The sequence below is a fragment of the Nostoc sp. UIC 10890 genome, assembly GCF_054786515.1.
Map to the genome: position 1 here is coordinate 5414310 of NZ_JBSGKF010000001.1, position 24963 is coordinate 5439272.

The 24963-nt window shown below is 42.1% G+C and carries 25 protein-coding genes; 14 read left to right on the forward strand and 11 right to left on the reverse strand.

Going from position 1 to position 24963, the window contains the following annotated elements:
* The first annotated feature begins 37 nt into the window (after positions 1-37).
* The 3 genes from ACWATR_RS22490 (at position 38) to ACWATR_RS22500 (ending at position 1947) form a co-directional block, all read left to right on the forward strand.
* Positions 38-814, forward strand: coding sequence for an SAM-dependent methyltransferase (locus ACWATR_RS22490; RefSeq protein ID WP_460337236.1), 777 nt, complete (start codon positions 38-40; stop codon positions 812-814).
* A 275-nt stretch (positions 815-1089) separates the two neighbouring features.
* On the forward strand, positions 1090-1434 hold the full coding sequence (locus ACWATR_RS22495; protein WP_460337239.1) for a cupin domain-containing protein: 345 nt from the start codon (positions 1090-1092) through the stop codon (positions 1432-1434).
* Between the two features lie 21 nt (positions 1435-1455).
* The gene (locus ACWATR_RS22500; RefSeq protein ID WP_460340601.1) at positions 1456-1947 is read left to right on the forward strand and encodes a hypothetical protein; all 492 of its coding nucleotides are present in this window, start codon (positions 1456-1458) and stop codon (positions 1945-1947) included.
* A gap of 70 nt (positions 1948-2017) precedes the next feature.
* On the opposite strand, the gene ACWATR_RS22505 is transcribed toward ACWATR_RS22500, so the two are convergent.
* Both ACWATR_RS22505 and ACWATR_RS22510 read right to left on the reverse strand, forming a co-directional pair.
* A complete protein-coding gene (locus tag ACWATR_RS22505; protein WP_460337242.1) occupies positions 2018-2716 on the reverse strand; it encodes a Crp/Fnr family transcriptional regulator in 699 nt (232 codons plus the stop codon).
* Between the two features lie 2 nt (positions 2717-2718).
* Positions 2719-4122, reverse strand: a complete 1404-nt coding sequence (locus tag ACWATR_RS22510; RefSeq protein WP_460337245.1) for an amidase — start codon at positions 4120-4122, stop codon at positions 2719-2721.
* A gap of 291 nt (positions 4123-4413) precedes the next feature.
* Between ACWATR_RS22510 and ACWATR_RS22515 the strand changes: the two genes are divergently transcribed.
* Positions 4414-5802 (forward strand): hypothetical protein, encoded by a 1389-nt coding sequence (locus tag ACWATR_RS22515; RefSeq protein ID WP_460337248.1) that lies wholly within the window; start codon positions 4414-4416, stop codon positions 5800-5802.
* 138 nt (positions 5803-5940) lie between these two features.
* Here the strand turns inward: ACWATR_RS22515 and ACWATR_RS22520 are convergent, their stop codons facing one another.
* The 7 genes from ACWATR_RS22520 to ACWATR_RS22550 all read right to left on the reverse strand — a co-directional run bounded on the left by ACWATR_RS22520 (position 5941) and on the right by ACWATR_RS22550 (position 12910).
* Positions 5941-6585 carry a hypothetical protein gene (locus ACWATR_RS22520; protein WP_460337251.1) on the reverse strand — a complete coding sequence of 215 codons (645 nt, stop codon included), beginning with the start codon at positions 6583-6585 and terminating at the stop codon, positions 5941-5943.
* A gap of 205 nt (positions 6586-6790) precedes the next feature.
* Entirely contained in the window at positions 6791-7618 is an 828-nt protein-coding gene (gene map / locus ACWATR_RS22525) for a type I methionyl aminopeptidase (RefSeq protein WP_460337254.1), read from the reverse strand.
* Between the two features lie 280 nt (positions 7619-7898).
* Positions 7899-8423: a cupredoxin domain-containing protein gene (locus ACWATR_RS22530; protein WP_460337257.1), complete on the reverse strand. Its 525-nt coding sequence runs from the start codon at positions 8421-8423 to the stop codon at positions 7899-7901.
* A 202-nt stretch (positions 8424-8625) separates the two neighbouring features.
* The gene (locus ACWATR_RS22535) at positions 8626-11505 is read right to left on the reverse strand and encodes a M16 family metallopeptidase (RefSeq protein ID WP_460337260.1); all 2880 of its coding nucleotides are present in this window, start codon (positions 11503-11505) and stop codon (positions 8626-8628) included.
* Positions 11506-11647: 142 nt separating this feature from the next.
* Positions 11648-12091 (reverse strand): VOC family protein, encoded by a 444-nt coding sequence (locus ACWATR_RS22540; RefSeq protein ID WP_460337263.1) that lies wholly within the window; start codon positions 12089-12091, stop codon positions 11648-11650.
* Between the two features lie 78 nt (positions 12092-12169).
* The gene (locus tag ACWATR_RS22545; RefSeq protein ID WP_435023242.1) at positions 12170-12679 is read right to left on the reverse strand and encodes a TIGR02652 family protein; all 510 of its coding nucleotides are present in this window, start codon (positions 12677-12679) and stop codon (positions 12170-12172) included.
* A gap of 39 nt (positions 12680-12718) precedes the next feature.
* Positions 12719-12910, reverse strand: a complete 192-nt coding sequence (locus ACWATR_RS22550; protein ID WP_460337267.1) for a hypothetical protein — start codon at positions 12908-12910, stop codon at positions 12719-12721.
* Between the two features lie 14 nt (positions 12911-12924).
* Here ACWATR_RS22550 and ACWATR_RS22555 point away from each other — a divergent pair, with 14 nt between their 5' ends.
* The 3 genes from ACWATR_RS22555 to ACWATR_RS22565 all read left to right on the forward strand — a co-directional run bounded on the left by ACWATR_RS22555 (position 12925) and on the right by ACWATR_RS22565 (position 15306).
* On the forward strand, positions 12925-13452 hold the full coding sequence (locus ACWATR_RS22555) for a gamma carbonic anhydrase family protein (protein WP_460337270.1): 528 nt from the start codon (positions 12925-12927) through the stop codon (positions 13450-13452).
* A 239-nt stretch (positions 13453-13691) separates the two neighbouring features.
* Positions 13692-13817 (forward strand): photosystem II protein Y, encoded by a 126-nt coding sequence (locus tag ACWATR_RS22560; RefSeq protein WP_069072075.1) that lies wholly within the window; start codon positions 13692-13694, stop codon positions 13815-13817.
* Between the two features lie 190 nt (positions 13818-14007).
* A complete protein-coding gene (locus tag ACWATR_RS22565; RefSeq protein WP_460337275.1) occupies positions 14008-15306 on the forward strand; it encodes a bifunctional folylpolyglutamate synthase/dihydrofolate synthase in 1299 nt (432 codons plus the stop codon).
* Positions 15307-15335: 29 nt separating this feature from the next.
* On the opposite strand, the gene ACWATR_RS22570 is transcribed toward ACWATR_RS22565, so the two are convergent.
* A complete protein-coding gene (locus ACWATR_RS22570) occupies positions 15336-16634 on the reverse strand; it encodes an ABC transporter substrate-binding protein (RefSeq protein ID WP_460337278.1) in 1299 nt (432 codons plus the stop codon).
* A gap of 141 nt (positions 16635-16775) precedes the next feature.
* On the opposite strand from ACWATR_RS22570, the gene pilM reads away from it, so the two are divergent.
* The 5 genes from pilM to ACWATR_RS22595 all read left to right on the forward strand — a co-directional run bounded on the left by pilM (position 16776) and on the right by ACWATR_RS22595 (position 22092).
* Positions 16776-17882 carry a type IV pilus assembly protein PilM gene (gene pilM / locus ACWATR_RS22575; RefSeq protein WP_069072072.1) on the forward strand — a complete coding sequence of 369 codons (1107 nt, stop codon included), beginning with the start codon at positions 16776-16778 and terminating at the stop codon, positions 17880-17882.
* Positions 17883-17886: 4 nt separating this feature from the next.
* A complete protein-coding gene (locus ACWATR_RS22580; RefSeq protein ID WP_460337282.1) occupies positions 17887-18663 on the forward strand; it encodes a PilN domain-containing protein in 777 nt (258 codons plus the stop codon).
* Entirely contained in the window at positions 18660-19427 is a 768-nt protein-coding gene (locus tag ACWATR_RS22585) for a pilus assembly protein PilO (protein WP_069072070.1), read from the forward strand. Before ACWATR_RS22580 ends, ACWATR_RS22585 begins: the two co-directional genes overlap by 4 nt.
* Positions 19428-19632: 205 nt before the next feature.
* Complete coding sequence (locus ACWATR_RS22590) at positions 19633-21729, forward strand: AMIN domain-containing protein (RefSeq protein ID WP_460337285.1); 2097 nt, start codon at positions 19633-19635, stop codon at positions 21727-21729.
* Between the two features lie 162 nt (positions 21730-21891).
* Entirely contained in the window at positions 21892-22092 is a 201-nt protein-coding gene (locus tag ACWATR_RS22595) for a hypothetical protein (protein WP_460337288.1), read from the forward strand.
* 327 nt (positions 22093-22419) lie between these two features.
* On the opposite strand, the gene ACWATR_RS22600 is transcribed toward ACWATR_RS22595, so the two are convergent.
* A complete protein-coding gene (locus ACWATR_RS22600; protein WP_460337291.1) occupies positions 22420-23040 on the reverse strand; it encodes a Uma2 family endonuclease in 621 nt (206 codons plus the stop codon).
* 419 nt (positions 23041-23459) lie between these two features.
* On the opposite strand from ACWATR_RS22600, the gene ACWATR_RS22605 reads away from it, so the two are divergent.
* Both ACWATR_RS22605 and cobD read left to right on the forward strand, forming a co-directional pair.
* On the forward strand, positions 23460-23744 hold the full coding sequence (locus tag ACWATR_RS22605; RefSeq protein ID WP_292753636.1) for an HU family DNA-binding protein: 285 nt from the start codon (positions 23460-23462) through the stop codon (positions 23742-23744).
* A 26-nt stretch (positions 23745-23770) separates the two neighbouring features.
* A complete protein-coding gene (cobD, locus tag ACWATR_RS22610; RefSeq protein WP_460337294.1) occupies positions 23771-24892 on the forward strand; it encodes a threonine-phosphate decarboxylase CobD in 1122 nt (373 codons plus the stop codon).
* Positions 24893-24963 lie beyond the last annotated feature (71 nt).

Here is a 24963-nt window from a genome sequence, read left to right on the forward strand (position 1 = left end):
GAAATTGAGGATAAGACAAGTTCAGAGGGTCGCAGAGATGACCAACACTATCCTCAATTTCCAAACAGCTACCGGACACGAAGTTTTAGCAGCAGCAGGTAAAAAATATCTGCGTCCTGGTGGACGAATAGCTACAGATAAATTATTTGAGTGGGCAAACTTTCAGCCTGGAGAGAGAGTTTTAGAGCTAGGTTCTAGCTTTGGTTATAGTGCGATCGCTTTAGCAAAAAGCTACCATGTCAAAGTAGTAGGCGTTGAAAAAAATCCTGATAGTGTAGCTTGTGCGCGTGCTAATATCTGCGCTGCTGGGTTAGAAAATCAAGTTGAAATCATTGAAGGTAATATTTTCAACCTAAACACAATCACAGGAAAGTTTGATTATGTATTGGCAGAAGCGATTCTCACAATGCAATCACCATTGGGAAAAGCCAAGATTTTAGCTGAAATTCACAATCGACTTAAACCGGGAGGTAAATTTCTCTCCCATGAACTATTAGCTAGTGACAAAGAAGAACAAATTCATGATGACTTAGCACGAGTAATTCGAGTTAATTCTACACCACTGTCAGAATCAAACTGGATGACGGCTTTTGCAACAGCAGGATTGCAAGTACAAAAATGCCAAACTGACTCAATGAATTTATTGAATTTAGGGCGGATATTTCAAGATGAAGGCATCTTTAATACGACTCGGATTCTGTGGAATATATTAACGCAGAGAGATATCCGCAACCGGGTTTTAGAGATGTACCATATTTTCAATAAATACCATCACGAATTAGGCTACATCATTTTGTGTGCTGTTGTCCAATAATAGAATTTGTTCCCAAATATATCGCCTGATAAATACCAATATTCTTTGAATAGTTCAGGACTTAGACATCTGGCATATTATTTTCAGTTCGTAGTGTTCGCGCAGCGTCTTGCAGAGTCCTCTCTTCTCTACGAGAGGCTTCGCCAACGAGACGCTACGCGAACAAAATAAGGGTTAAAGCCCTTACTACAAACTACAAATCCGATTTTTTTGTGACACTTGTGTAAGTCCTATAGTTATCAGCATTTGTTTACAGTTCATCATCCCAAAATACTATGACAAACTCAATCACAATTAGCCCATCCTTTATTGTTCAACTCCAAGAGAAAATTGAATATCCGAGTGCGGGAGTTCTCAGCAAAGTACTGCTGAAAGATAACGCTTGTCAATACACTCTATTTTGCCTAGCAGCTAATACTGATATTTCAGAGCATACCTCTAGGAATGCCACCATTAACGTCATCGAAGGCAGAGGTTTACTCACTTTATCTGGAGAAGATATTGCACTTAAACCTGGTGTTTTTATCTTTATGCCTGCTAACGCATCTCATGCCTTAAAAGCTGAAGAAAACCTGACATTTCTACTTACGCTTTCTGAGAAAGTCGCAGAGAATAATTAGTTATTTATGGAGTCTGGAAATATGCGATCGCTACTTTTAACTTTTGCTCAAAATTTAAACTTCTCTGAAACTCAGTTGGAAGAAATACTATCGCGACCTCTAACTGAAGTTCTCAATTCACCTGAATTACAACAAGAACTAAATAGCTTAGATACCAATTTGCTTAAGGAAACTTTACCCACAGCAGGAGGAGTTTTAGCTAAAGAATTACCACCTTTTTACAACTGGCTAAAAAATGAGTTGGGAGTCAAGCGGGTTCCTGATAGTCCTGATCACACCACAACATGGGTAATTGGTTTCGTCCATAATCAAGAAAGTTTAACTCATTTAGTTGAGTTGCACCGTCCAGTACCTTGTCCGGCTTTAGAAGCTTCTATTCCCCGCTTGGTAGGGATGTTTGAAGGTGTCGAAGACGCGCAAGTTCGGCAAGAATGGCAAAAAGCGATCGCAGCTTTATGTCTAGTTCTAGTTGTCGCTGCACGCGAACGAGATAGAGAAGCTGTAGCAGTCTGATAACTCTTTACGGAAAATTAAACTTGTGAAACCTGCTGAGGCAGGTTTTCTCTATGTAATAGCGAATACTCTAATCTATATCTCCAGAAGCGATCGCATCTAATTTATCAGCATCAAGTATGGTAATCGTTCCACCCCGACGATAAGCAACTATTGACTTGAGACTTTTAATTAACCGCACGCATTCTTCGTAAGTAATGCCACTACTTCGAGCCATACGATAATAAGATAATTTGACTTTTAAGCACTCGCCTTGTGAGGTAGATTCAGTTCCAGATTCGGCAGCAAAATATTGAATTAATCTGGCAAGGCGAACAATAGCTCTTTCAGAAACTAATCCGTGGACTGTTTCATGTAATTGCTGAATCCGACTGTTAAAAACCATCAGCATTCGTAATGCAATTTCAGGATTTTCCCCAATAGCTTTTAATAAAGCATCTCGCTCTACAGTGAGAATTTCACAATCAGATTCAGCAGTTACAGTTGCCGGAGAAATTCTATTTCCTAACAAAGCAGGAGCCGCAAAAATTTCTCCAGCAGTTAAAGCGCGGAGAATCGTTTCTTTCCCCGTTGTTGCTGTTTTGGTAACTTGAATTGATCCACTGACAACAGCATAAAGTTTAGGTGGTAAGACATCACCTTCATGCAGAATAATCTCTCCTTTGCGATGGTGTTGCACCTGAGTGTAAGGTTGCAAACTTATCTTCTCTGCTGTTTCTAAACCTGCAAACACAATAATTTGTGAGAGTTGTTCCAGGGATGCCTGCATGATTAGCCTGATATTGCCAAGGCTGGACGATGATTAATCCAAGGGTTAGCCGCTTCTAATTGTGCTGCTAGGCTGATGAGTGTGGCTTCTGCGGCAGGTTTACCAATTAGCTGCACACTGATGGGCAAACCTTTACTATCAAAGCCTACAGGAATTGCGATCGCAGGTTGTCCAGTTGCATTCGCGGGTGGACAAGGGGCAACCCACTCAATAATATTTTGGAATGTCTCTTCTGCACTCAAAGAAGCCCATTCCCCAACGCGGATGGGTGAATGTAGATAAACTGGCAATACCAGCACATCCACGGTATCAAAAAACGCCACGATTTGCCGTGCTACTACCTGCATTTGGGAAACTGCTTGCAGGTATTGGGCAACAGAACCAGTGCGTGCAAATAGCCAGCGATTTAATGGCTGCAAGGCTTCAACAGGAAGTCCCGATGCAGCTACCCCAGCTTGCCAGACGATTTGAAATGGTTCAACTAAAGCACTGAAATCCGGGGATTTTTGTTCAACTTGGTGGCCGAGTTGTTCTAATAACTCAACTGTTTGGCGGACACCTTGCTGACAGTTGGCATCAGCTTCTCCCAAAGGAGAAATAGTAGTGTCAAAGGCAATTCGCAAAGCACCGAGTTTTGTGTGAGTGGCGGCGAGAAATGATGGTTCAGGATCGGGCAACCAGTAAGGATCGCCTGTGACATAGCCAGATATAGCATCCAAAAGGGCAGCAGCATCAGCGACGGTGCGGGCGATCGGGCCATTGACGGCAATTCCAGCGAGGCGTTCGCCTACGGGTGCTTTACTCACCCTGCCTCTGGATGGTTTGAGTCCCACCAAACCACAACAAGCCGCAGGCCCCCGAATCGAACCACCACCATCAGAACCTTGAGCGATCGCACACAATCCTGCTGCTACTGCGGCGGCTGCGCCACCACTGGAACCGCCAGGGGTATATTCTAAATTCCACGGATTTCTAGCTGGGGGAAAACCTGTAGGTTCGCTGTAAGGTAATGAACCTAATTCGGAAGTAGCTGTTTTACCGAGAATAGTAAATCCAGCTTGCTTAATCCTTGTTACGACTCCATCATCATAATTAGGGATATTGTTCAGTAATGCCGGATTTCCATAAGTACAAGTAACACCCGCTACAGCGTTGAGGTCTTTAATGGAAATCGGCACACCAAAAAATGGTGGTAATTCTGAGGTAGTTGTCAATAATTCTGTTTTAGCTTTAGCATCTGCGATCGCTAATTCTGCCGTCACCGTAAAATAACTTCCTAATTGGGGATTCAACTGCCCAATCCGTTCTAAATATATTTCCACCAACTCTAGCGGTGATACTTCCCGGCGACGAATTAATTGTGCCAACTCTAGGGCTGGGGTAAATGCTAAATCAACTTCATTCATAGGTTAGTGAATGGATAATTTTATCTTTCCTGGGATTTTGAAACTGAAATTGTTACTTTAGCAGGATTTCCGGGAACTATACATTTTATAGCTCCTGAGATTTGTGACTAATTTAGGATGCTCAGATGCAACAGATGTGGTTATGTTCTTACTCAAGCCATTTTAATTGTTTCGCATAAACTTTCGACAAATCCCTAAGGGGTATTTATGGCTAACCTAGAAATACTTGTTAGTGAATTGCCAACACTGATTCAGAGTCTAAAACTGACTATTGGCGATTCTAACGAAATCATGGAACAAATTATCCTGATCAATAATGCTCAGGAACAACTACGGAATCTTAAAAAATTAATTGCTCAGGAATTGAGATTTGATCACAGCAAAAATTCTGCGATCGCTACACTTCCTCGAATCAGTACAGTCGCTACTTTGTTTATCCCTAACCTAGGATTAGTAGATCCAGCCATAGCTGAAAAATTCGGGAACTCAGAAACTAAAATTTCATTAGCTGATTTACAATCCAAAATTGATAGTTGGATTGAATGGGGTTATTTTTTGCAAGCAATAGCCGCTGATATTCTTAGTGATATGCAACTAGTCAATCAACTAAATTCTGATATTAGTCATCCAAGCATAGCTACTGAATTTAAAGCACTTGATGACAGCTTAAAGATTAATTCAGACTTTGGAAAACCTAATATTATACAACGTCAAATTCAAAATATTAGCAACACAAAAAAAGAATTATTACAGTTACAGCAACAATTAAATTATATTTTTCATACTATTAAAAGCAGTCGTAGCTTATTAAATATTTTATTAGGAGTGTCTGCTTTTTATGGTAAATCTGGCTTCGCTTTGGAGTGGTTAGATGATGACCACGAATTAATTATATCGAGTGAGGGGAAATTTCAAGAATTAACAGATATTCTCAATGATTGTGATTTTTTCCAAGAACAGATTGCTGCTTTAATTATTCAGAGTAACGTTTTAAGTGAACAGGCAGAAGAAGCCCTGAAAAAGATTGAACAGGAAAGTAATAAAGAAGCAATCATTAGTCAGAAAGTAGAAATAGTACCAAAGTTTTGGACACCAAAAATAGTCCGTTCGGCTTTGATTATAGCCTCAAGTTTATTAATCTTGGGTTTTGGTGGTTGGAAAATTAAAGAGCAAAGTCCACAATTACAAAAGATTATTCTAAGTTTAACTCAACAAGGAAGTGCAAGTGCTAAGTTTAAATCTGCTCAAAAACTCGGAATGGCAGCTGCTTCTTTAGTTCAAAATCCACCGCATCCTTTAAAAGTTTGGCAAGAAGCAGAAACTAAATGGCATCAGGCAATAATCTTATTAGATAGTATTCCTGATGAAACATCAATTTATGACCAAGCTAAGAAGAAATTGGCTTATTATCAAATTAACTACAAATCTATCAGTAAAAGAGTATTAATTGAAAAGAACGCTGTAGCAAAGTTAGAATTAGCAAAAAAACTAGCAATAGAAGCTAATTTGATTCTTCACAATCCACCTCATTCGCTACTAGTTCGGCAGCAAGTACAAGGTAAATGGCAACAAGCAATTCATTTATTAGAAGCTATTCCAAAGAGTACCTTTGTCTATATACAAGCTAAAGAGTTACTTCCTATTTATAAAAATAATTATGCAGGTACTAGTCAAATATAGGAATTAATCTGTTTTGCAAACATTGAGAGGCTCAAAACCCCGACTTCTTTTAAGAAGTCAGGGTTCTTTTTGCTCGTAACTCCTGCACAAATTGCTACATAGCGGTTATCGATAAAATGAGGTATATCCTCAAATATTTTATGGATAATTTATTGCATCATTGCTTTGGTTGCTATAGCAATCTATATATTGAGAATTAATCCACCCCTCCCTTCCTACTATTCTATTATTTGAGCTATTAGTAACACGCACGTTAACCCAAGGTGTTGGGCGACCTTGAAGTGATACAATATCAGGCTTGAGTAATGTGATATTGTTCCCATTCTCTAAACCTGCTGTTGACTTTCCGCCAGGTGTGGTACGTAAAGCTAATTGCCCCGATTGTAACCCAGTTACTTCGCAGAGTGCAGGCTTAACTTGAGCTAAATTGCTAGTACATTTTAGGTTGCTACTACGCATCCAACCTTCTAAGCCTTTTTCTTTAGGATTATCTGCATCGATAACACTAACGTAAATCCAGTTTTCAAAACCTTTAGCTAGTACTTGTAACTTTGCGTCTTCATATATATTAATTGCACCTCCATCTTCAAATTCTCCTTGCGGTTTTCTTAGGTATAAAAAAAGTGCTTCTTCATATCCTAATTTCTTGGCTTGACAAGTCACTTGTTTGTTATCATTTTTGGGGGTTGCAGCGCTTGCTATTGGTAACAAATCAAGAGTAGAAAGCCACAGATAAAATACAGTAAAAGAAATTTGAGGTAGAGATTCCAGAAAACTTACCATTTTTGAGCAAATATGAGTTTTACCTACCTTATCCGTGATAAAAATTATAGTCGAGCATAATTTTACCTAATTTGCATTCCTCTGCGAACCTACCCTGCGGGAAGGCAAAGCAACTATATATTGACTATGTGTAAAAAAATAAAGAGGCAAATCGCCCTCTTTTGACGCTTTACCTCTCTCAACAACAGATAATTGCAACTAACAATTACAACTTAGAACGGTCAGTCAAAATCTCATAACCTGTCTCTGTCACTAATACTGTATGCTCAAACTGAGCCGACAAAGAATTATCCATAGTGACTGCTGTCCAACGGTCAGACAATGTTCGCGTGTGTCTAGAACCCGCATTTAAAATTGGCTCAATTGCTAGTGTCATCCCCGCACGGAGTTTAACATTTGGCATCTCGCGGGTACGGTAGTTAAATACTGAAGGTTCTTCGTGCAGGTTACGACCGACACCGTGTCCAGTGAACTCTTCGACTATAGTAAAGCCGTTAGCTTTCACATGGTCTTCAATTGCTCCAGCCAAGTCAAGTAGGTATACACCAGCCTTTACTTGTTCAATCCCCTTATATAAAGCTTCTTCTGCTACGCGAATTAATTTAGCAGCTTCTTGTGTCACTTCACCGACAGCAATTGAAATGCAAGAATCACCATGAAAGCCTTGGTAATAAGCACCTGTATCTACTTTTAATACATCCCCTGCACGAATAACTTTCTTTGGACTGGGAATGCCATGTACAGCTTCATTGTTAATGCTGGAGCAAATAGAACCTGGGAAACCGTGATATCCTTTGAAACTCGGTGTTGCACCCATTTCGCGGATACGTTTTTCTGCATAAATATCTAAATCAGCCGTAGTCATTCCCGGCTTTACTAGCTCGGAAATTTCTTTTAAAACAGTTGCAACAATTGTCGCTGATTGCCGCATGATTTCAATTTCACGTGGCGATTTAATTTCAATTCCTCGGCGTTGTTTTTTCGCAGGTGCAGGCTGAGTAGCTTGAGAAAGTAAGTTACTGAAAATGTTCATAGGAAATTAATAATTACTGGTGGCTCTGCCGCTGAAGTATGAATGCTTTCTCTAGATTACTTGAGAAATAATATCTATAATTTTAGTTATCTTAATCTCTGATTGGTATTCTTCCAGTTTAGCCGCTAACGTATATAGAATAACACATTCACATACCCCTAATGTGTTGGACTTGAATCAAAACTGCTATAACTTATTTTTGTATACACGCTATGGTATCTAGATCAATTATCTTTAATTGAAACATTAGACGGCTAGCAAATACTTAGTCGAAAAGTTTCTAATTCTTGATGGCAATCTCTCCAGTCATACCTGCTTCCGTATGTCCCGGTATTGAACAACGCAAGCCATAAGTACCAGATTTCAGAGGCACAAATACCCACTCGGCCTCAGCACCAGGCTTAAGTTCTAGTTCGTGAATGGCTCCTTTGATTTCTACTTTGCCTGCTTGGACTTTTTGTGTCCAGATGCCATCGGCAAAATCTTTAGCAGTAAAATAGTGCTTCAGTTGGCTGGGATTGGTAAGTTGTAGTTGATAGCGTTTACCAGCCTCGAATTCCAAATGATTTGGCTCAAACTTGAGTTCGTTAGCCGAATTACCCAAGCTAATTGTAATTTCTGTAGCTGGTTGCTTGAGCAAATCGCTAGACAAATTCGCTGCCATTGCTGGAGTAACAGCGATGAAATTTAGTGCTAGGAACAACGTTAATATTACGTAGCTCCGCCGTAATATTTGTAGCCAAGCAGTAGTTGTGAAATTAAAAGATGTAACTATAATTTGGTATAAAGGGCTGTAAGTTATCATCAGTAGTTCTCAAAAGGCAATGCTATTAATAGGTGGCGGGAAAACACTTTACCCATTCTTTATATTATCCATGCCTAATGTCCATCTCTACTAGTGTGTCAACTTTAAATTGATGGGTAAGAAAGTTCGTAGTAAGGACTTTAGTCCTTATTTTTTAAGCACTAAAGTGCTTACTACAAACCCTCAATAACTTGACAAAGTACTACCTAATGCTTTTTTCTGCCAATACAGATGGCCCAGCAGTAACGACCACGATTTGATCTGGGTGGAGTAACTCACGAGCCGCTTGATTAACTTGCTCAAGGGTAACTTTCTGGATTTTATCAGTGAAGGAGTGCAATTCTAGTTTATCTAGTCCATAAACTTCATTGATCAGAATTCTATCTGTTAATTCTTCAGGGTTTGCCAGGGAAACGTTGTAGTTGCTGATGAGGGTGCGTTTAGCTGTTTCTACTTCCAGTGCGGTGACACCTTGTTGATGGATTTGCTGTAGTATTTGGCGAGTACTAGCGATCGCTTTACTGCTATCTTCAGGACTAGTTTGCATTTCTATCAAAAATGTCCCTGAATTCTTCCCAGCTTGGAAGGAGCTATAAATTCCATAGCTCAAACCTTGGCGATCGCGCACTTCTGCACCCAGTCTACTAGATAAGGTATCGCCTCCCAAAATTTGGTTCAATACTAAGGCTGAGTGAAACCGAGGATCATAACGGTTAATACCCGTGTAACCCATATATGTAACGGCTTGGGCTTTATCTGGTAAAACCGGGTTGACACTCACTATTTTCTCCGGCATTGCCACTGGGGGATATTTTAATGTTGCTGCTTGGCCACGAACTTCCCAGTTACCAAACTCATTTTTAATGAGCGATCGCACTTTGTCTAGATCAAAATCTCCCACCAGCGCTAGCACTGTCGTGTCTGGACGATAATGTTTAGCTTTGAAATCAATCACATCCTGGCGCTGAATCTGCTGTAAACTCTCCTCTGTGGGAAAGGTGTGTAAGGGATGTTTTTTCGGATAAATTGACTGAACAAATATTCTTCTAGCTACTTCTGATGGCTCATCTAATTCCTGTTGCAGATCAGTTAAAGTTTGTTGACGATGCAATTCCAATTCTTTTGCTGGAAAGGTACTATTTTTAACAACATCAGCCAATATCTCCAGGAGTATCGGCAAATCCTCGGCTAAACTATCACCCTCAATCCGCACACCTTCGCGGTAGGCTTCAAAGTCTAAACTCGCCCCTCGTTCTGCCAATATCTTGGCAATAGTGAATACATCTTTACTATCAGTGCCACTTAGTAAATTTTCTGCCACAAAAGCAGCCAGTCCAGCTTGCTCATCTGGATCGAATTCCGTCCCGGCTTGAATGTGCCCGCTCAGAGTAACGGTGGGAGTACTATGATCTGGTAACAGTAATATCCGCAGTCCGTTAGTAAATTTAAATTCCTGTGGCAAGACTTGAGCGATATCTTTGACGGCAAACAACGCATCTGTAGCCAAATCCACTGACGGTAAATACTTCCCTACCTCAGAAGGAAGCACAGGTGCGCCAGGAGAGAAATTTTCTGTAGTTTGGGCTGAGTCTGGTTTGTCACCAACTTCTGTTATTAACTTTTGGGTTGGTTCAAAAAAGCCTACTGTCCGTACTTCTTGTGTTAGGTATTTGTTAATCACAGCAACAACATCCTTTGCCTTCACCAGACGAACAGCTGCTAAATAGCGGTCTGTGTAGTGATAATCGCCAACAGTTGTCTCATCAGTGCCCAATCGCATTGCTTGAGAGGTGATATCACGGTTACTCAAAATTACATCTGCTGTTAACTGGGTTTTGGCTCGTTCTACTTCCTCAGATGTCACACCTTTTTCTGCTACATTAGCGATCGCACGACTCAACACTGAGTCAATTTTTTTCAAATCTTGTTTAGCTCCAACCGTTACCAACACCTCATACCAGCCAGATTCTCGCAAACTGGTAACGGATGCTGTAACTTCACTAGCTAAACCTGATTCCACCAATGCCTGATAAAGTCTAGAATTCCGTCCCTCTGTCAAGATGTAATCCATCACATCCAGCGCAGGTACATCTGGTTGATTTGCATCCGGTAGCGGATACACAACTTGTAAAAGTCTTCCTGCTCCAGGTTCTCGCAATATTATGGGAGTGCTGTTAGCGGTAGCGGGGCGTTTAGCCCGTGCTGAGTGTTGAGTGCTGAGTGATGGAGAAATAACTCCTGCCTCCTGCCCCCTGTCCCCTGCCTCCTGCCTCCTCGGTAATTTGCCAAACACCTCTTTAATTGTTTCCAGGGTGTTTGCAGTTTGAAAATCTCCAACAATCACTAAGACGGCATTATCAGGAGTGTAAAAGTTGCGGTAATATTTTTGTACTTGTTCAACTTCAAATTTTTCGACATCAGCTTTGGTACCACCTACAGGCAACCCGTAAGCATGATTGGGAAACACCGCTTGCATGACGGCTCGGTTGAGGCGATATTCTGGGCTATTTTCGTAACCTTGCAACTCGGAAATTACTACCCGTTTCTCACTCACCAGTTGTTCTGGCTCAATTTGGGAATTTTGCATTCTGTCCGCTTCCAGCACTAAGAGCGCTTTTAGCTTGTTTCGTTCCACAGTACCGTAATATGCAGTTTGGTCATAGCTGGTAAAAGCATTGGAATCACTACCCAAAGCACTAAACAAACGTCCAAATTGAATCGGACGATTTTTCGTGCCTTTAAACATCATGTGTTCCAACTGGTGGGCAATGCCATTCACGCCCGGTTCTTCATTCCGTGAGCCAACCTTGTACCACACCTGCACCGTCACCACTGGCGCAGTATGCACTTCTTTTGTCAGGACAGTTAGACCATTTTCCAGCACTGTCTTACGGACATTTTCTGTCAGTGTTGAGGGCATTATTCTTTTTGCTATCAAGGTTGACTGGTATTTTTCTTTGTTAGATGTGGCTGTATGTTGGCTACGAGCAGGTTGATCACTCAGCAAAAAAACCGCTACTAGCCATAAGCTTAAAAGTAATAACGGTAAAGGATATTTATAAAATCTGGAAAATCCATACATCTATTTAGCAGATATATCTGTAATTTAAGTTACATAATTATTTTGGAAAGTGACCATAATTTAATCTGGCAAAAAAATCTGTTACCTCAGTAACAACACAGAAAAACAACATATTAGCAACAAAGGTAATAAAAAAGCTAAATTACGGGAGTTTTGCTAAAACTCGAATGAATTCCAGAGGTAAACCATCGGTATCGGCGATGAAAGCTACTTCGTAAATGCGATCGCCTATTTGTTGTTGTGTCGGTTCTAAAAGTACCTTCAACGGTTCTAATTCTCCAGGTTGACTCTCAGCAGCGGTTACTGCACGTTCTTGTAAATTTGTCAACCAGCTAGGTAAATCTGGTGTAATCTCAGTTAAATCGAACGAGAGATGATAATACCCGACATAATGCTCATCAGCAAAGGCATCTGGGGCTGGTTTTGGCTCAGGAATTTGGATCAGTTCAATTCTCCCGCCCAATCCTTCCATCCAGCAAGCCAGAGTGTAGCCGGTAGTAAAACGTTCCGAAATTGTAAACCCTAAAAGTTCGTAGAAAGCGATCGCTCGATAAATATTCGCAGTCCGAATAGAGGCGTGGTGCATATTAGTCCTTAGTCCTTAGTCCTTAGTCATTTGTCTTTTGTGATTCACGAATGACAAATGACTAATGACAAATGACCATTACTCAAACAACCTGAAATAAGGGTAGCGTACAGGGACACCAGGCTCTTTTTCCAAGTCAAAATTAATCACTTCCCAACAGGGATCATCTGAGTTATCGGGGCTAAACTCCACGGGTAAACCGTACAAACGCGCAGCAGTAGCTTCTGGTTGTCCAGAACGCCAAGGTGTGCTGCGTTCCAAATAGCCGCTCATTAATTCCTGATAGCGTCGAGCAATAATAACTCTTGTTGCTCGATAGCCTTGGGTATACAGCTTGTCTAATGCTTCGTGAATTTCAAAGCGAATACCATCAGGATGAGTATGCTGTCTATACCATTCATTATTCCACCTCCGCCAATGACGCCCTGATTGCAAATGGATTAACTCTCCATTTTTAGGATCAGCTTCAAACGCGCCATGACGCGGACACAAATAGGTATCTGTCAAAGTCAGTGCCGGAATAGTCTGGCGACAATGGGGACACTGTATTTCCGGCCCAAACATCGGGTACTGAAAGCCTGGATTCATCATGAAGTGCGTACAAACATAATTTTGTCTTCACCAGCACTAGTGGATTGGATTATACACTTCGGCTCCACTACTTTGGGTTACTTGCTCACTGCTACACAGACACGGAGTTGCAGTAGTAGAAGCATTTCTCACTAGTGTTTTCCTCTCCGTAGAGGCTTGACGCTGTGATATCCTGGTTGTGCAACCAGCCTCAAAGGTTGGAGTTTCTCCAGTGTTCCTGGGTACCATATTAATATTCTATCGTGTCTACCGCTTCTTACTGGACATCTCCCGATTTTTCTCAAGCTGCCTTCATCGCAGCCAATGCTGTTGTAATGGGTTCGGTAAATATAGCACCAGGAGTGAGCATTTGGTATGGAGCAGTGGTTAGGGGAGATGTAGAACGGATTGAAATTGGCGAATGCACAAATATTCAGGATGGTGCAATTCTACATGGCGATCCTGGTTTTCCAACAATTTTAGAAGATCATGTGACCGTAGGGCATCGCGCTGTGATACATTCCGCTTACATTGAGCGTGGAAGTTTGATTGGCATTGGCGCAGTGGTTTTAGACGGGGTACGAGTGGGTACTGGTAGTATTATTGGTGCTGGCGCAGTGGTAACAAAAAATGTACCGCCTCTGTCCCTAGTGGTGGGTATTCCTGGCAAAGTGTTACGCCAAATAACAGATATTGAAGCCGCAGAACTTATTGAACACGCTAAACGTTACCAAAAGTTAGCTTTAGTTCATGCTGGCAAGGGTACTGATATTGGTTTTAGCAAGGCTTAGGGGACTGGGGACTGGGGAGTGGGGACTGGGGAATAGGGAATAGGGAATAGGGAATAGGGAATAGGGAATAGAGGGACAAAGGAGAAATTTTTGATTAATGCCCCATGCCCAATGCCTAATGCCCCATAATTTAAACATTCTTTACATTTGTATTTGGAAAAATTGCCCACTTCAGCTAAAAATAAAAATGAGAGCAGTTGACAAAACTTTAATTTCTACTTAAGAGAGGGGTTCTAGATATGGATATCGATTACCGCATAGCGATCGTTTTAGCACCAGTTGCGATCGCAGCTAGCTGGGCAGTGTTTAATATTGGCGCTGCGGCTTTAAGACAAATTCAAGGCTTTTTGGATAGAGAAGCTTAAATTCATTAATCGGGGATTGGGCATGGGGCATGGGGCATTGGGCATGAGGCAGAGGGTTACAAAGCTTGGAGCAGAAGAGAAAGAGGTGATTTTTTATTCTCCCCCTTGCTCCCCTGCTCCCCTGCTCCCCTGCCTCCTGCCCCCTGCTTCTTCCTCATCCCCCCACTCCCTATTCCCCACCCCTTAAGACTTGGATATCGATTCTGTAATACAACCCTTGCAACGCTTTGGTGTCCATCTGGGACTCAATCGCATTGTTAATCTATTGGCAAATCTCGGCAATCCCCATCACCAAGTCCCGGTAATTCATGTTGCTGGCACTAATGGCAAAGGTTCAGTCTGTGCCTATCTTTCCTCCGTACTAACTGAAGCTGGTTATCGTACAGGACGCTACACTTCCCCCCATTTAGTCGATTGGACGGAACGTATTTGTCTGAATGAACAGCCAATTTCTTCTGAGGAATTGAGCCAATTTTTAGAAAAAGTCCAAGCTGCTATTCGTGCTGGTGATGATTCCGCAACTCAGTTTGAAGTAATTACGGCAGTTGCTTGGTTGTATTTTGCCCAGCAGCAAGTCGATGTGGCTGTGGTAGAAGTCGGACTAGGAGGGCGCTTAGATGCTACAAATGTTTGTTTGGAACCCTTGGTTACAATCATCACTTCCATCAGTCGGGAACACTGGCAGCAACTTGGCCCTACCATCGCTGACATTGCTAGAGAAAAAGCAGGTATTCTCAAACCTGGATGTCCCGTTGTGGTTGGAGGATTGCCAGCGGATGCGGAAGAAGTTGTGCGATCGCGTGCTTTAGAATTACAATGCCCGATTTTTACGCCTCAACCCGCCCATCAAATTGCTACAGGATGGGCAGAATATCAAACTATTCAAAATTCTAAATTAATTAAATACCCATTACCGTTAGCGGGACAAATTCAGTTAACTAATTCAGCTTTGGCTTTAACTGCTTTAGAAATTCTCCAACAACAGGGTTGGCAGATTTCTGAAGAAGTCATAATTAACGGCATGGCAAAAACTAAATGGCCAGGGCGAATGCAATGGACTACCTGGAAAAGCCATAAATTATTACTTGATGGCGCTCATAATACCGCCGCCGCCCAAGTTCTTCGCCAGTATGTTGATAGCTTAGACGCAGTGAACCATGAGCCAGTAAATTGGGTTATGGGAATGTTTGCCGATAAAGATCATGCTGATATTTTCACCGCCCTGCTGCGGCCAGGCGATCGCCTTTTTTTAGTACCAATACCAATAGAACCTTGGCCCGGTAGAACTTCCGCTGATCTAGACTACTTATCAAGCCTAGCTTACAGCCTTTGTCCCCAATTAAGCGATCGCCAAATCCATCCAGATTTATTCACAGCATTAGAAGCCGCAACCTCAACCGCCACCAAAGACGATTTAATCGTTTTATGTGGTTCCCTTTATTTAGTCGGCGATTTTTTATCACCCACCAATATAATTCGTAAATCATAATTACGAATTACGAATTACGAATTACGAATTTATCTATTGTTCCACTCTTGCGCCGCATCTTCTACAGCTTTATCTACAGTCTTTTGGTCTAACATTGCTGCTTGTAAGTTCTCATAAACTGCTTTTTGCAGTTTCTTGGAATCTTTCAAAGTAGGAGTTAATATTTCTGCTTTTTGCAATTGTTCAGCAGTAATAACTCGTGCTTTTTCAACTGTTGAAGCATTAGCTGGAACATCTTTAAAGTAACTATCAGATAATGCCTTGACTGTAGAAGGTAAGACATTTGCAGCCTTAGCAAAAGCTAACTGATTTTCGTCATTGGTGACAAATAAAGCAAACTTCACAGCGCCGTCTGGTTGTTTGCTATCGCGGGGAATAACTATGTTCATCACTGCGACATTTTTCTTACCTGTGTCCCCAGTCAGTTGAGGTGCTATTCCCGAAGCTTGAGCAATTTTCGGGGCATTATTTGCGATCGTTTTCAGGAACTCTGGGCCAGAAGCTAAAAACACAGTCTCTCCAGATTGGTATAAATCGATCGCGTGGCGATGTCCTTGGGTTAAAGCCTCTTTGGGAAGCAACCCTTTTTTATACAAGTCTACCCAATACTGAAACGCTGCCTTACCTTGTGCTGAATTAAACGCCGCTTTCCCCTCAGCATCTATTAGGGTGACTCCCATTTGCACGAAAGATTCCAGCACTTCACCGGAATCTTGCGGTACGAAAGTCACAAAAAAGGCATATTTCCCTGTCTTATCTTTAATTTGTTGGGCTGCTTGTGCCAATTCTGCGTAGGTTGTAGGGACTTTATTGATACCTGCCTGTTTTAATAAATCAGTGTTATAAATGGTTAACCGTGTGGTGAGATACCAGGGAATCCCAAAACTCTTGCCATTAAGGGTACTTGCTTTCCATATATTCGGTAGATAGGAGGAACGTACATCGTTTGGAACTTTCGCATCTAAATCTAACCAGGCATTTCGTCCAGCAAGTTGGGAAGCAAAACCTGGATTGAGGTTAACTACATCAGGTGGCGTTTTTGCTGAGACAGCTGTTAATATTTTGTTCTCCATCGCCGCCCAAGGTACATCGACCCAGTTAATCTTTATACCTGGATTTTGCGATTCAAAATTCGTAATTAGGCTTTTGAAGTAGTCGGTAAATTGAGGTTGGAGTTGCATAGTCCAAAACTCAACAGTTGACACTCCTGAAGTAGCTTGTTTTGTATTTGTACTAACATTACCTGTGCTGCAACTTACCATCCAACTGGTTAATAAGCCAAGTAGTGTAAAAGCAACAAGTTGTTTAAATTTTCGCAATTGAATCATTTTCCCAGTATTTTTACGCTTGCTCAGTGTCAAAAGCTTAGATCAGAATTGTCGAGATTATAGGCTAAATAAATTACTTAGCACCAAGTCCGTTTTTAGTATCATTTAAATTTTCAATTTAGCAGTCCAGCGGGCACAACTGTGGTAAAAACCTTCAAAAGTCTGTTTGGCAAATCGAAGAAAGGGGTCGGCATTGAACTTGCTCCCGAACGGGTAAATGTAGTTCAGTTACGCAAGCAGGGTCAAGGCTTAAAACTAGAAACCTTTACATCTGTAGCAGTTCCAGAAGGTGTAGTTACCGATGGTCAAATAACCGACCCCGCAGCAATGGCGCAATTAATCCAGCAGGCGCTAGCTGAGAGCAAAATCAAAACTTCTCGTGTTGCTACTGGTGTACCAGGGCGAGATTCCATCGTTCGGATTATACCAGTGCCAACGGAGTTAGATGACAAAGAACTGCGAGAAATGGTGCTAAACCATGAAGCAGGTTTGTATTTACCCTATCCTCGTGAAGAAGCTGATGTAGATTATCAGAAACTTGACTACTTTATAGACGAGGATGGCATTGAAAAAGTACATGTACTTTTAGTTGCAACCCGCAAGGAGATAACGGATACCTATATAAGCACTTTCGAGCAGGCAGGATTGCAAATTGATGTTTTAGAAATTAACAGTTTTGCCCTGATTCGGACTATTCGCGAGCAACTGCGGCAATTCGGGCCACAAGAAGCAGCAGTACTAGTTGATATAGAGTTCGACAGTACAGAAATTGCCATCATCGTTAACGGAGTGCCGCAATTTTCGCGCACAGTCCCCATCGGGACTTATCAAATGCAAACTGCCTTAGCAAGGGCAATGAGCTTACCCACATCACGAGATATGGAACTGTTACACGGAATGGTTATTCCCCCAACTCCTATAGATGGCGGAAAAACCGGTGTTACCGAAATTGATCCTGGTATGGCAGCCATATTAAGAGTATTGGGAGAACTAACAGATGAACTGCGCCGTTCCATCGATTTTTACCTCAATCAAAGTGAAAATTTGGAGGTAGCGCAGATTTTATTAGCTGGGCCAGGAGGTGGACTCCAACAGCTAGATGAATTCTTTACCCAACGCTTGAGCTTGCCAACTACCCAAATCGATCCAATAGGGTCTTTGTCCTTAGAAGTTGACACTGATAAATATCCACAGGTACAACGCTCTGGTTTGGCGATCGTACTCGGTCTAGGAATGCGGGAGGTGTAATAAAATGTATAGCCTAGATGTTAACTTTCTTAAAGACCGCCCAGCATACCAGAAAAAGCCTGAGAGAAAGGGAGGAATAGGTCTAAAGCTGCCTACAGGAAATTTAACACCTGTGTATGTGGGTGTTGCATTAGGTGTAGGTCTTCCAGCTTTATTGGGAGTTAGCTGGTGGATATTGCAAGGGAAGATTGTTGAATTAGATGTTCAAATATCACAACTAGACCAAGAAAGCAAGAGGCTAGATACAGAAATAGGAAATCTGAATAAGATCAAAGCTGAGACGAATGCCATTAAAGGTGAAACTCAAGCTTTAGTGACTGTATTTGACCAGATTCGTCCTTGGTCAGCAATGCTGCAAGATTTGCGCGATCGCATCCCAGCAGCAGTGCAAATTGAGAATATCAAGCAGATTCCCCCTATTGCAGTAGCAGCAGGTCAGCCAGTAGGCAATCCCGCGGGAGGATTAGAAATCACCGGATTGGCTCGTTCATTTAACGATGTCAATGATTTCCTATTGAGTTTGCAGCAGTCTCGCTTCTTGAAGTCCACAGAAAGCAGAATTCTGACGGCAACGTTAGTAGATGCTCCCTTACCACCAAGCGTAGGTCAATCTCCTGCTGGTGTAATAATTAAGCCACCCCAAGTAGTTAAATACACTATTCAATCAAGTATGAACGATGTTCCAGCTTCGGAATTAATCCGGGAGTTGGAAAAAAAAGGCACAGTGGGCTTAGTTACTCGAATTCGTAATATGCAACAAACAGGAGTCATTTCAAAATGACGCTGAGTGATGATTTAAATTTTGCTGAACATGGTGGGGAATTCGATTCGGAAACGCCAGCCCACCCCGTGGTATTTGGTATTGCCTTCACACCAAAAATTATTGGGATCTTAGTGGGGGTAATTGGTTTAGCAGGAGCAGGTTATATATTGTTAAACCTGCTGATGCCAGCTTGGGAAAGCTATCAGCAGCAGCAAGCAAAAAGCACTGAACTGCAAGGGCAAATTGAGCAAAAAAAAGCCAATATCAAACAAATTGACAAAGTTAAAGACGAACTAGCACAGGCAAAACAGCAAAAAGTTCAGGTTTTAGATTTATTTGCTAACGAAAAAACCTTAGATACATTGTTGTTGGATCTGAACCGCTTAATTGAGTCTGGTAATACTCCAACTTCTATTAATGCAGTGAGAGCCAAACTGAAGAAATTTGTGCCCGTTTCCCAAAAACCAGAACCAGTTATCGATGGAACTCTAGGACTACAGGTTGACGGTAAGCTGCAACGCAGCATTATCAATGCCGAAATTACCGGAACTTACGAACAAACACAATCGATAATGCGTAACATTGAGCGGTTACAGCCTTTGTTAATAGTTAAAGATTATGTGGCAACTTTGGCTCCAGTAGAGACAAGATCCCCATTAGATAAAACGCCGATGCAGGTAGGGCCAGCAGCGATTAATACATCATTCCAATTACAGGTATTGATGCCACTTAGTCCAGAAGAAATAGCGGCGGCGGCAGCTAAAAATGCCCCGAAAAAGTAGTCAACTAAAGCCAGGGCGAATAGAATTCGCGGCTACAGTAGCGTTCGCCCTTGGCGTTCCCGCAGGGTAGTCCGTCTCCGCGGACTAAGAAGAAATTGAGGGTTTGAAACCCACGGAGGTGGGTAAAGTCTTGTGTAGACGTAGTTTCTAAGCGCCTACGCACAAATTGTCTGTAAACAAGGTTTTATTAGGTGAGGAATGAACTGTGAAACAGCTTCACGGTAATAGTTTTATATTGAGTACTGCTGCTTTTGTATTTTTGGCAGCTCAACCAGTTTGGGCACAAATCAGCCAAGTTACTAATGTACAGTTAAATGCAGTTGATGGTGGAATTAGCGTTGCTTTGAAAACTTCTTCCGGGTCACGCCCCCAAGTTTTCACTACGAAAAGAGGCAATGCTTTAATTGCAGATATTATCAATACTCAATTACGATTACCACAAGGTAATAGTTTTCGTCAAGATAGCCCAGCACCAGGAATTACCTCTGTTGAGGTTAATCAGCTTGATGCCAATAGCATCCGGGTGACGGTAACTGGCAGTAACAACGCACCTGGCAGTCAACCCGTGGTGCGATCGCAAAATGGAATTACACTCAGCTTTAGCCCATCCACTGGCACTACAGCATCAGCACCAACGCCAACAGCGCCAACATCCACAGCACCACCTGCTTCTACCCCAGCCCAATCTGGTCAAAATTCAGGTGTTCTCGTTCCCAACCCGCAAGTCACCATTGACGGACAACCTGCACAAGCTGCTGGGCCAGGTCAACCTCTAAGTCAGGCTCCACCTTTCTTACCTAGAGCCGTCGCCCCACCGGTAGGAGATATTGCTATTTCAGCTACAGATGCTTCTCCTAGCACTGTTGACTTAGGAACTCAGGAACGTGTACCTCGTCTAGTACTGCGAGATGCCCCAGTACGTGAGGTTTTGTCATTGCTTGCCCGTGCTGCTGGTTTGAACCTGGCTTACGTCGGAGGTGAGCAACCTGGTGGAAGTCAGCCAGGTGCCGGTGCTAATGCACCAGCAGTTTCTCAAACTATTTCTTTAGATATAGAAAATGAGCCAGTGCAAGATGTATTTAACTACGTTTTGCGCCTCAGCGGTTTAGAAGCTAACCGTAGTGGTCGTACAGTTTTTGTCGGGGCTAAACTACCTAATGCAACACGTGACATGGTTATGCGTAACTTGCGACTCAATCAGGTGACAGTGGGAGTTGCTCTGAACTTTTTGGTCAGCTTGGGAGCAGAAAGTGCAGTCAGCCGCGAACGACAAGTTACCAGTGTTGATGCCATACCGGTGGGTACTGGAGTTGCTCCCATTACTCAAACTCAGACGACTACAGAAACTAAAGTTGAAACTCAGCGCGTTGATTTCAAAGACTCTAGTCCATTACTTAGAGGTTTGCAGGCATTAGGAGATGAGCGCACCAATTCCCTTACCTTAATTGGCTCTCCTAGACTCATTGAGATTGCAATGGCTCAACTCACTCAGCTTGATATCCGCCGTCGTCAAGTAGCAGTTAACGTCAAGATTATTGATGTTAACCTCAATAAAATCGATGATCTAAATACCAGCTTTTCCTTTGGTGTTGACAACACCTATTTTGCCAATAGTAACGGTTCAGCAAGCTTAAACTTTAACGGTTTAAGCTCTTTCCCCAGACGTTTTATTGCTAATTTGACGGCTCAGGTACAAAATCGCAACGCCAAGATTTTGACTGACCCAACCTTAATTGTGCAAGAAGGTCAAACAGCTAATGTCAAGCTGACTCAAGAAGTAATAGGAAATGTTAAGAACGAAATAACTCGTGGTGATGATATTTCTACACAAACAATTACTGCCGAGAAAACGGAGGTGGGATTAACTTTAGGTGTCAAAATTGAGCGGATTGATGACAATGGTTTTGTTTCTCTGTCTGTGGCTCCAGTTGTTAAAGCACCCCAGTCTTCAGAACAGCTTGTTGTAGGAGAGAGTAGTCAAACAATATTTTTAGTATCTGAACGCTCTCTGAATTCTGGCTTGATTCGCCTGCGAGATGGTCAAACACTTATTCTCAGTGGCATTATTCAAGATGAAGACCGAACAACTGTTTCCAAGGTTCCTATTTTGGGCGATCTTCCACTGATTGGAGCATTATTTAGAAGAACAAATAAAGATAATCAACGCAAAGAAGTGATTGTGTTGCTTACACCTCAGATTATGGATGACACAGAGAATTCTGCCTACGGCTATAACTATGCCCCTAGCCCTGAAGTGCGGCAAATCCTTGAGCGTAGGGGGTTGAAGGTTCCAGGTAGATAATAAAGATGATATGCAGGTGAGTGAGTTCTGGCAAAGGCTCAGATCCCCGACTTCTTTAAGAAGTCGGGGATCTTCTTGTTCACGAGTAGGATTAAATTTAAATGTCATTTAACAATAAAAATATCCAATCACAATAGAAGTAATAGTAGTGGGTAAATACTAATGACTTCAGAACAAAAATTATTAACAAAGTGGCGTTCTCTTCCACAAGACAAGCAAAAGGAAGTTTTAGATTTTGTGGAATTTATTGGTTTTAAAAACTCTGCAAATAAAATCCCATTGGGAGAACGTTTGCAGCAAATTCATACTAAGATTGTTGCTTATGGTAAACATTTATTAGATGAAGATGAAATCGAAAAATAACTCGCCAGTCGCAGAAGACGGCTAGCAATTACTAGCTTCAGGTACTCCTCTAAGTCATCACCTTCCCAAGTACCTATAGTTTTCAGATGTTCTAGAAGTGAGCTTCCTATGAAATTAACAGTAGTATGACTAGCAAATTCTACTTGATGTTGTGTTGGTTGCACTTGGTTTTGCTTTGTTTTAAAAAAATGTAAAAAATTAAGTATTTGAGTCAAAATTGCATCTAGTGCTGATTGAATTTTCTGGATAAGCTGTTATTTGATTTTCATATTTATGCCTCTTGAACTGACATTGTTTAGTAGTATAAAACAGCAAGTAGGATTGTGGCTAAGTTGGTAGACCTCCAGCTTTAAAAATCTGTTCGGCGGTTAAATTCAATTCCGTAAAAGTAGGCGAGATGATGCGATAGCTGCCTCTAAATTGAGTAATTTGGTATTCACCATCGATTAATTGATAAATAGATAGAGTAGGCTGTTTGGGGTTACTAGTGAACTTTTTAGCGCCTAGACCAAGATAATCTACAACCCAGTATTCAGGAATTCCAATACCCTCATACTTACCTTGTTTTGTGTAGTAGTCATCATCCCAGTTGGTAGTAACTACCTCAACTACTAAGGGAATTGATGCTGCAAGGCTTACAGTTGATTCTTTTTTCCATAGCGGCTCATTCACTAAATTAGGGCGATTGAGTAATAGCACATCTGGGGAGTAAGCAGATTCCGACTTAGTTGGTTTAATAAGCGCAGTTTTGGGGATTGTATAAGGTAAATTTAATCGGTCAAATTCTACTGTTAGTTTTCTTGCTACAAAACCAATAACATCTTCATGGTCTCCCGCTGGTTGTGCCATTTCAACAATCACGCCATCATGTAATTCATACCTTCCGCCTTCGGGCCGCCACGCTGCAAAATCTTCAAAGGTTACTAGTTTGGGTATGGCTTGAGTCATAATTTATCGCCCCTAGTAGTCGTTTCGATCATCCCGCTTCCTGATCTTGGCTCGATTCACATTCAGCCACATAGTCCTTATTGACATTCTCCCCACTCTCCTGTTTTCTTGGCGATGCCTGCTACACAGTATTTACTAAGTATTTTTTCCTACTTTTGGGGTAGTTTTTAGGGAAACAAGTACCCTAAAATTACAAAAAATCCTGAAATCTATATAAATTAATGCTTTCATCTATCCACATCAGGCTACAACACCTTAGAATGATTCATTGAAAAGTCGAGCCGATGGGATGTACAGCCGTTTTGAGTAAAAATACTCCCAAAGGATGATTTTTGTATTTCTGCGAACAGAGATTTCAGTACTGATGTATCAAGGTGCATCCGTAAAAAAAATCTCAAGTAAACCTTCAGGAGATTGACATGAACAAAGGTGAATTAGTTGATGCCGTAGCTGAAAAAGCTGGTGTTACCAAGAAACAAGCGGATCAAGTCTTAACTGCCGCTCTGGAAACGATTATTGAAGCGGTTTCCTCTGGTGATAAGGTAACGTTGGTGGGATTTGGCTCATTTGAATCACGGGAACGTAAAGCCCGCGAAGGTCGCAATCCGAAAACAAATGAAAAGATGGAAATTCCAGCGACGAGGGTTCCTGCCTTCTCAGCAGGAAAACTGTTTAGAGAAAAGGTAGCACCCCCAAAAGCATAGGTTCTGTCTTCGGGAACCCTTTTTTAATGCGGCAACCTGCACACGGGGGAAATTTAGCCTGGGCAGCAGCACTGGCTGACTGTCCCCCTGATGCTATTCTGGATTTTTCTGCTAGCATCAGCCCATTGGGGCCTCCAAACAGCGCGATCGCTGCTATACTGTCCCAAATTGGTAATCTTAAGCACTATCCAGACCCAAACTATAGTGAACTGAGACTAGCTCTCAGTCACTTCCATCAATTACCTTCTGAGTGGATTCTGCCGGGTAACGGCTCCGCAGAATTACTCACTTTAGTAGGTAGGGAATTAGCTCAATTAGCCGCGACAATTTTAATCACTCCAGCCTTTGGTGACTACTACCGAACCTTGGCAGCGTATAACGCTAATGTGCTGGAGTGTCCTTTGTCATTAGTCAATGGTCATTGGTCATTGGTCATTGACGAAGGACGACGCCCCAATGGCTACTCTACGAGAGCACCAAAAGCGAACCCGCAGGGTAGGACAAAGGACAAAGGACTATTGCTGAATAATCCCCACAACCCAACCGGAAAACTATTTTCGCGGGACTCTATATTGCCCTACCTGGAGCAATTTGCTTTGGTTGTGGTGGATGAAGCATTTATGGATTTTGTGTCACCTAATGAGGAACAAAGCCTGATTCCGGTGGTGCAAGAATATCCGAATTTAGTAATATTGCGATCGCTGACCAAATTTTACAGTCTTCCTGGGCTGCGATTAGGATATGCGATCGCACACCCCGACTGCCTAGCTAAATGGCAGCTATGGCGTGACCCCTGGCCTGTAAACACACTAGCGGCGGCGGCGGCAATTGCGGCACTCCAGGATAAGGAATTTCAGCAGCAAACCTGGGCATGGCTACCAACTGCACGAAATCAACTCTTTCAGGGTTTGGCTAAAGTACCGGGATTGCAACCCCAAGCAAGTGCTGCTAATTTTTTACTGGTTGAGTCCCAAGAGTCTACGTCGCAGTTACAGCAACAATTACTCAAGCATAATCAGATTTTAATCCGCGATTGCCTTAGTTTTAAAGAACTAGGCGATCGCTTTTTCCGGGTTGCTGTACGTGAAGAGTCCGATAACCAACGCTTAGTCACAGCGCTAAACTCAGTGCTAAGTGCTGAGTGCTGAGTGCTTAGTGGGGAGTAGGGGAGATGAGATAATTTTTCACTCTCCCCAATGCCCCATGCCCCATGCCCCAT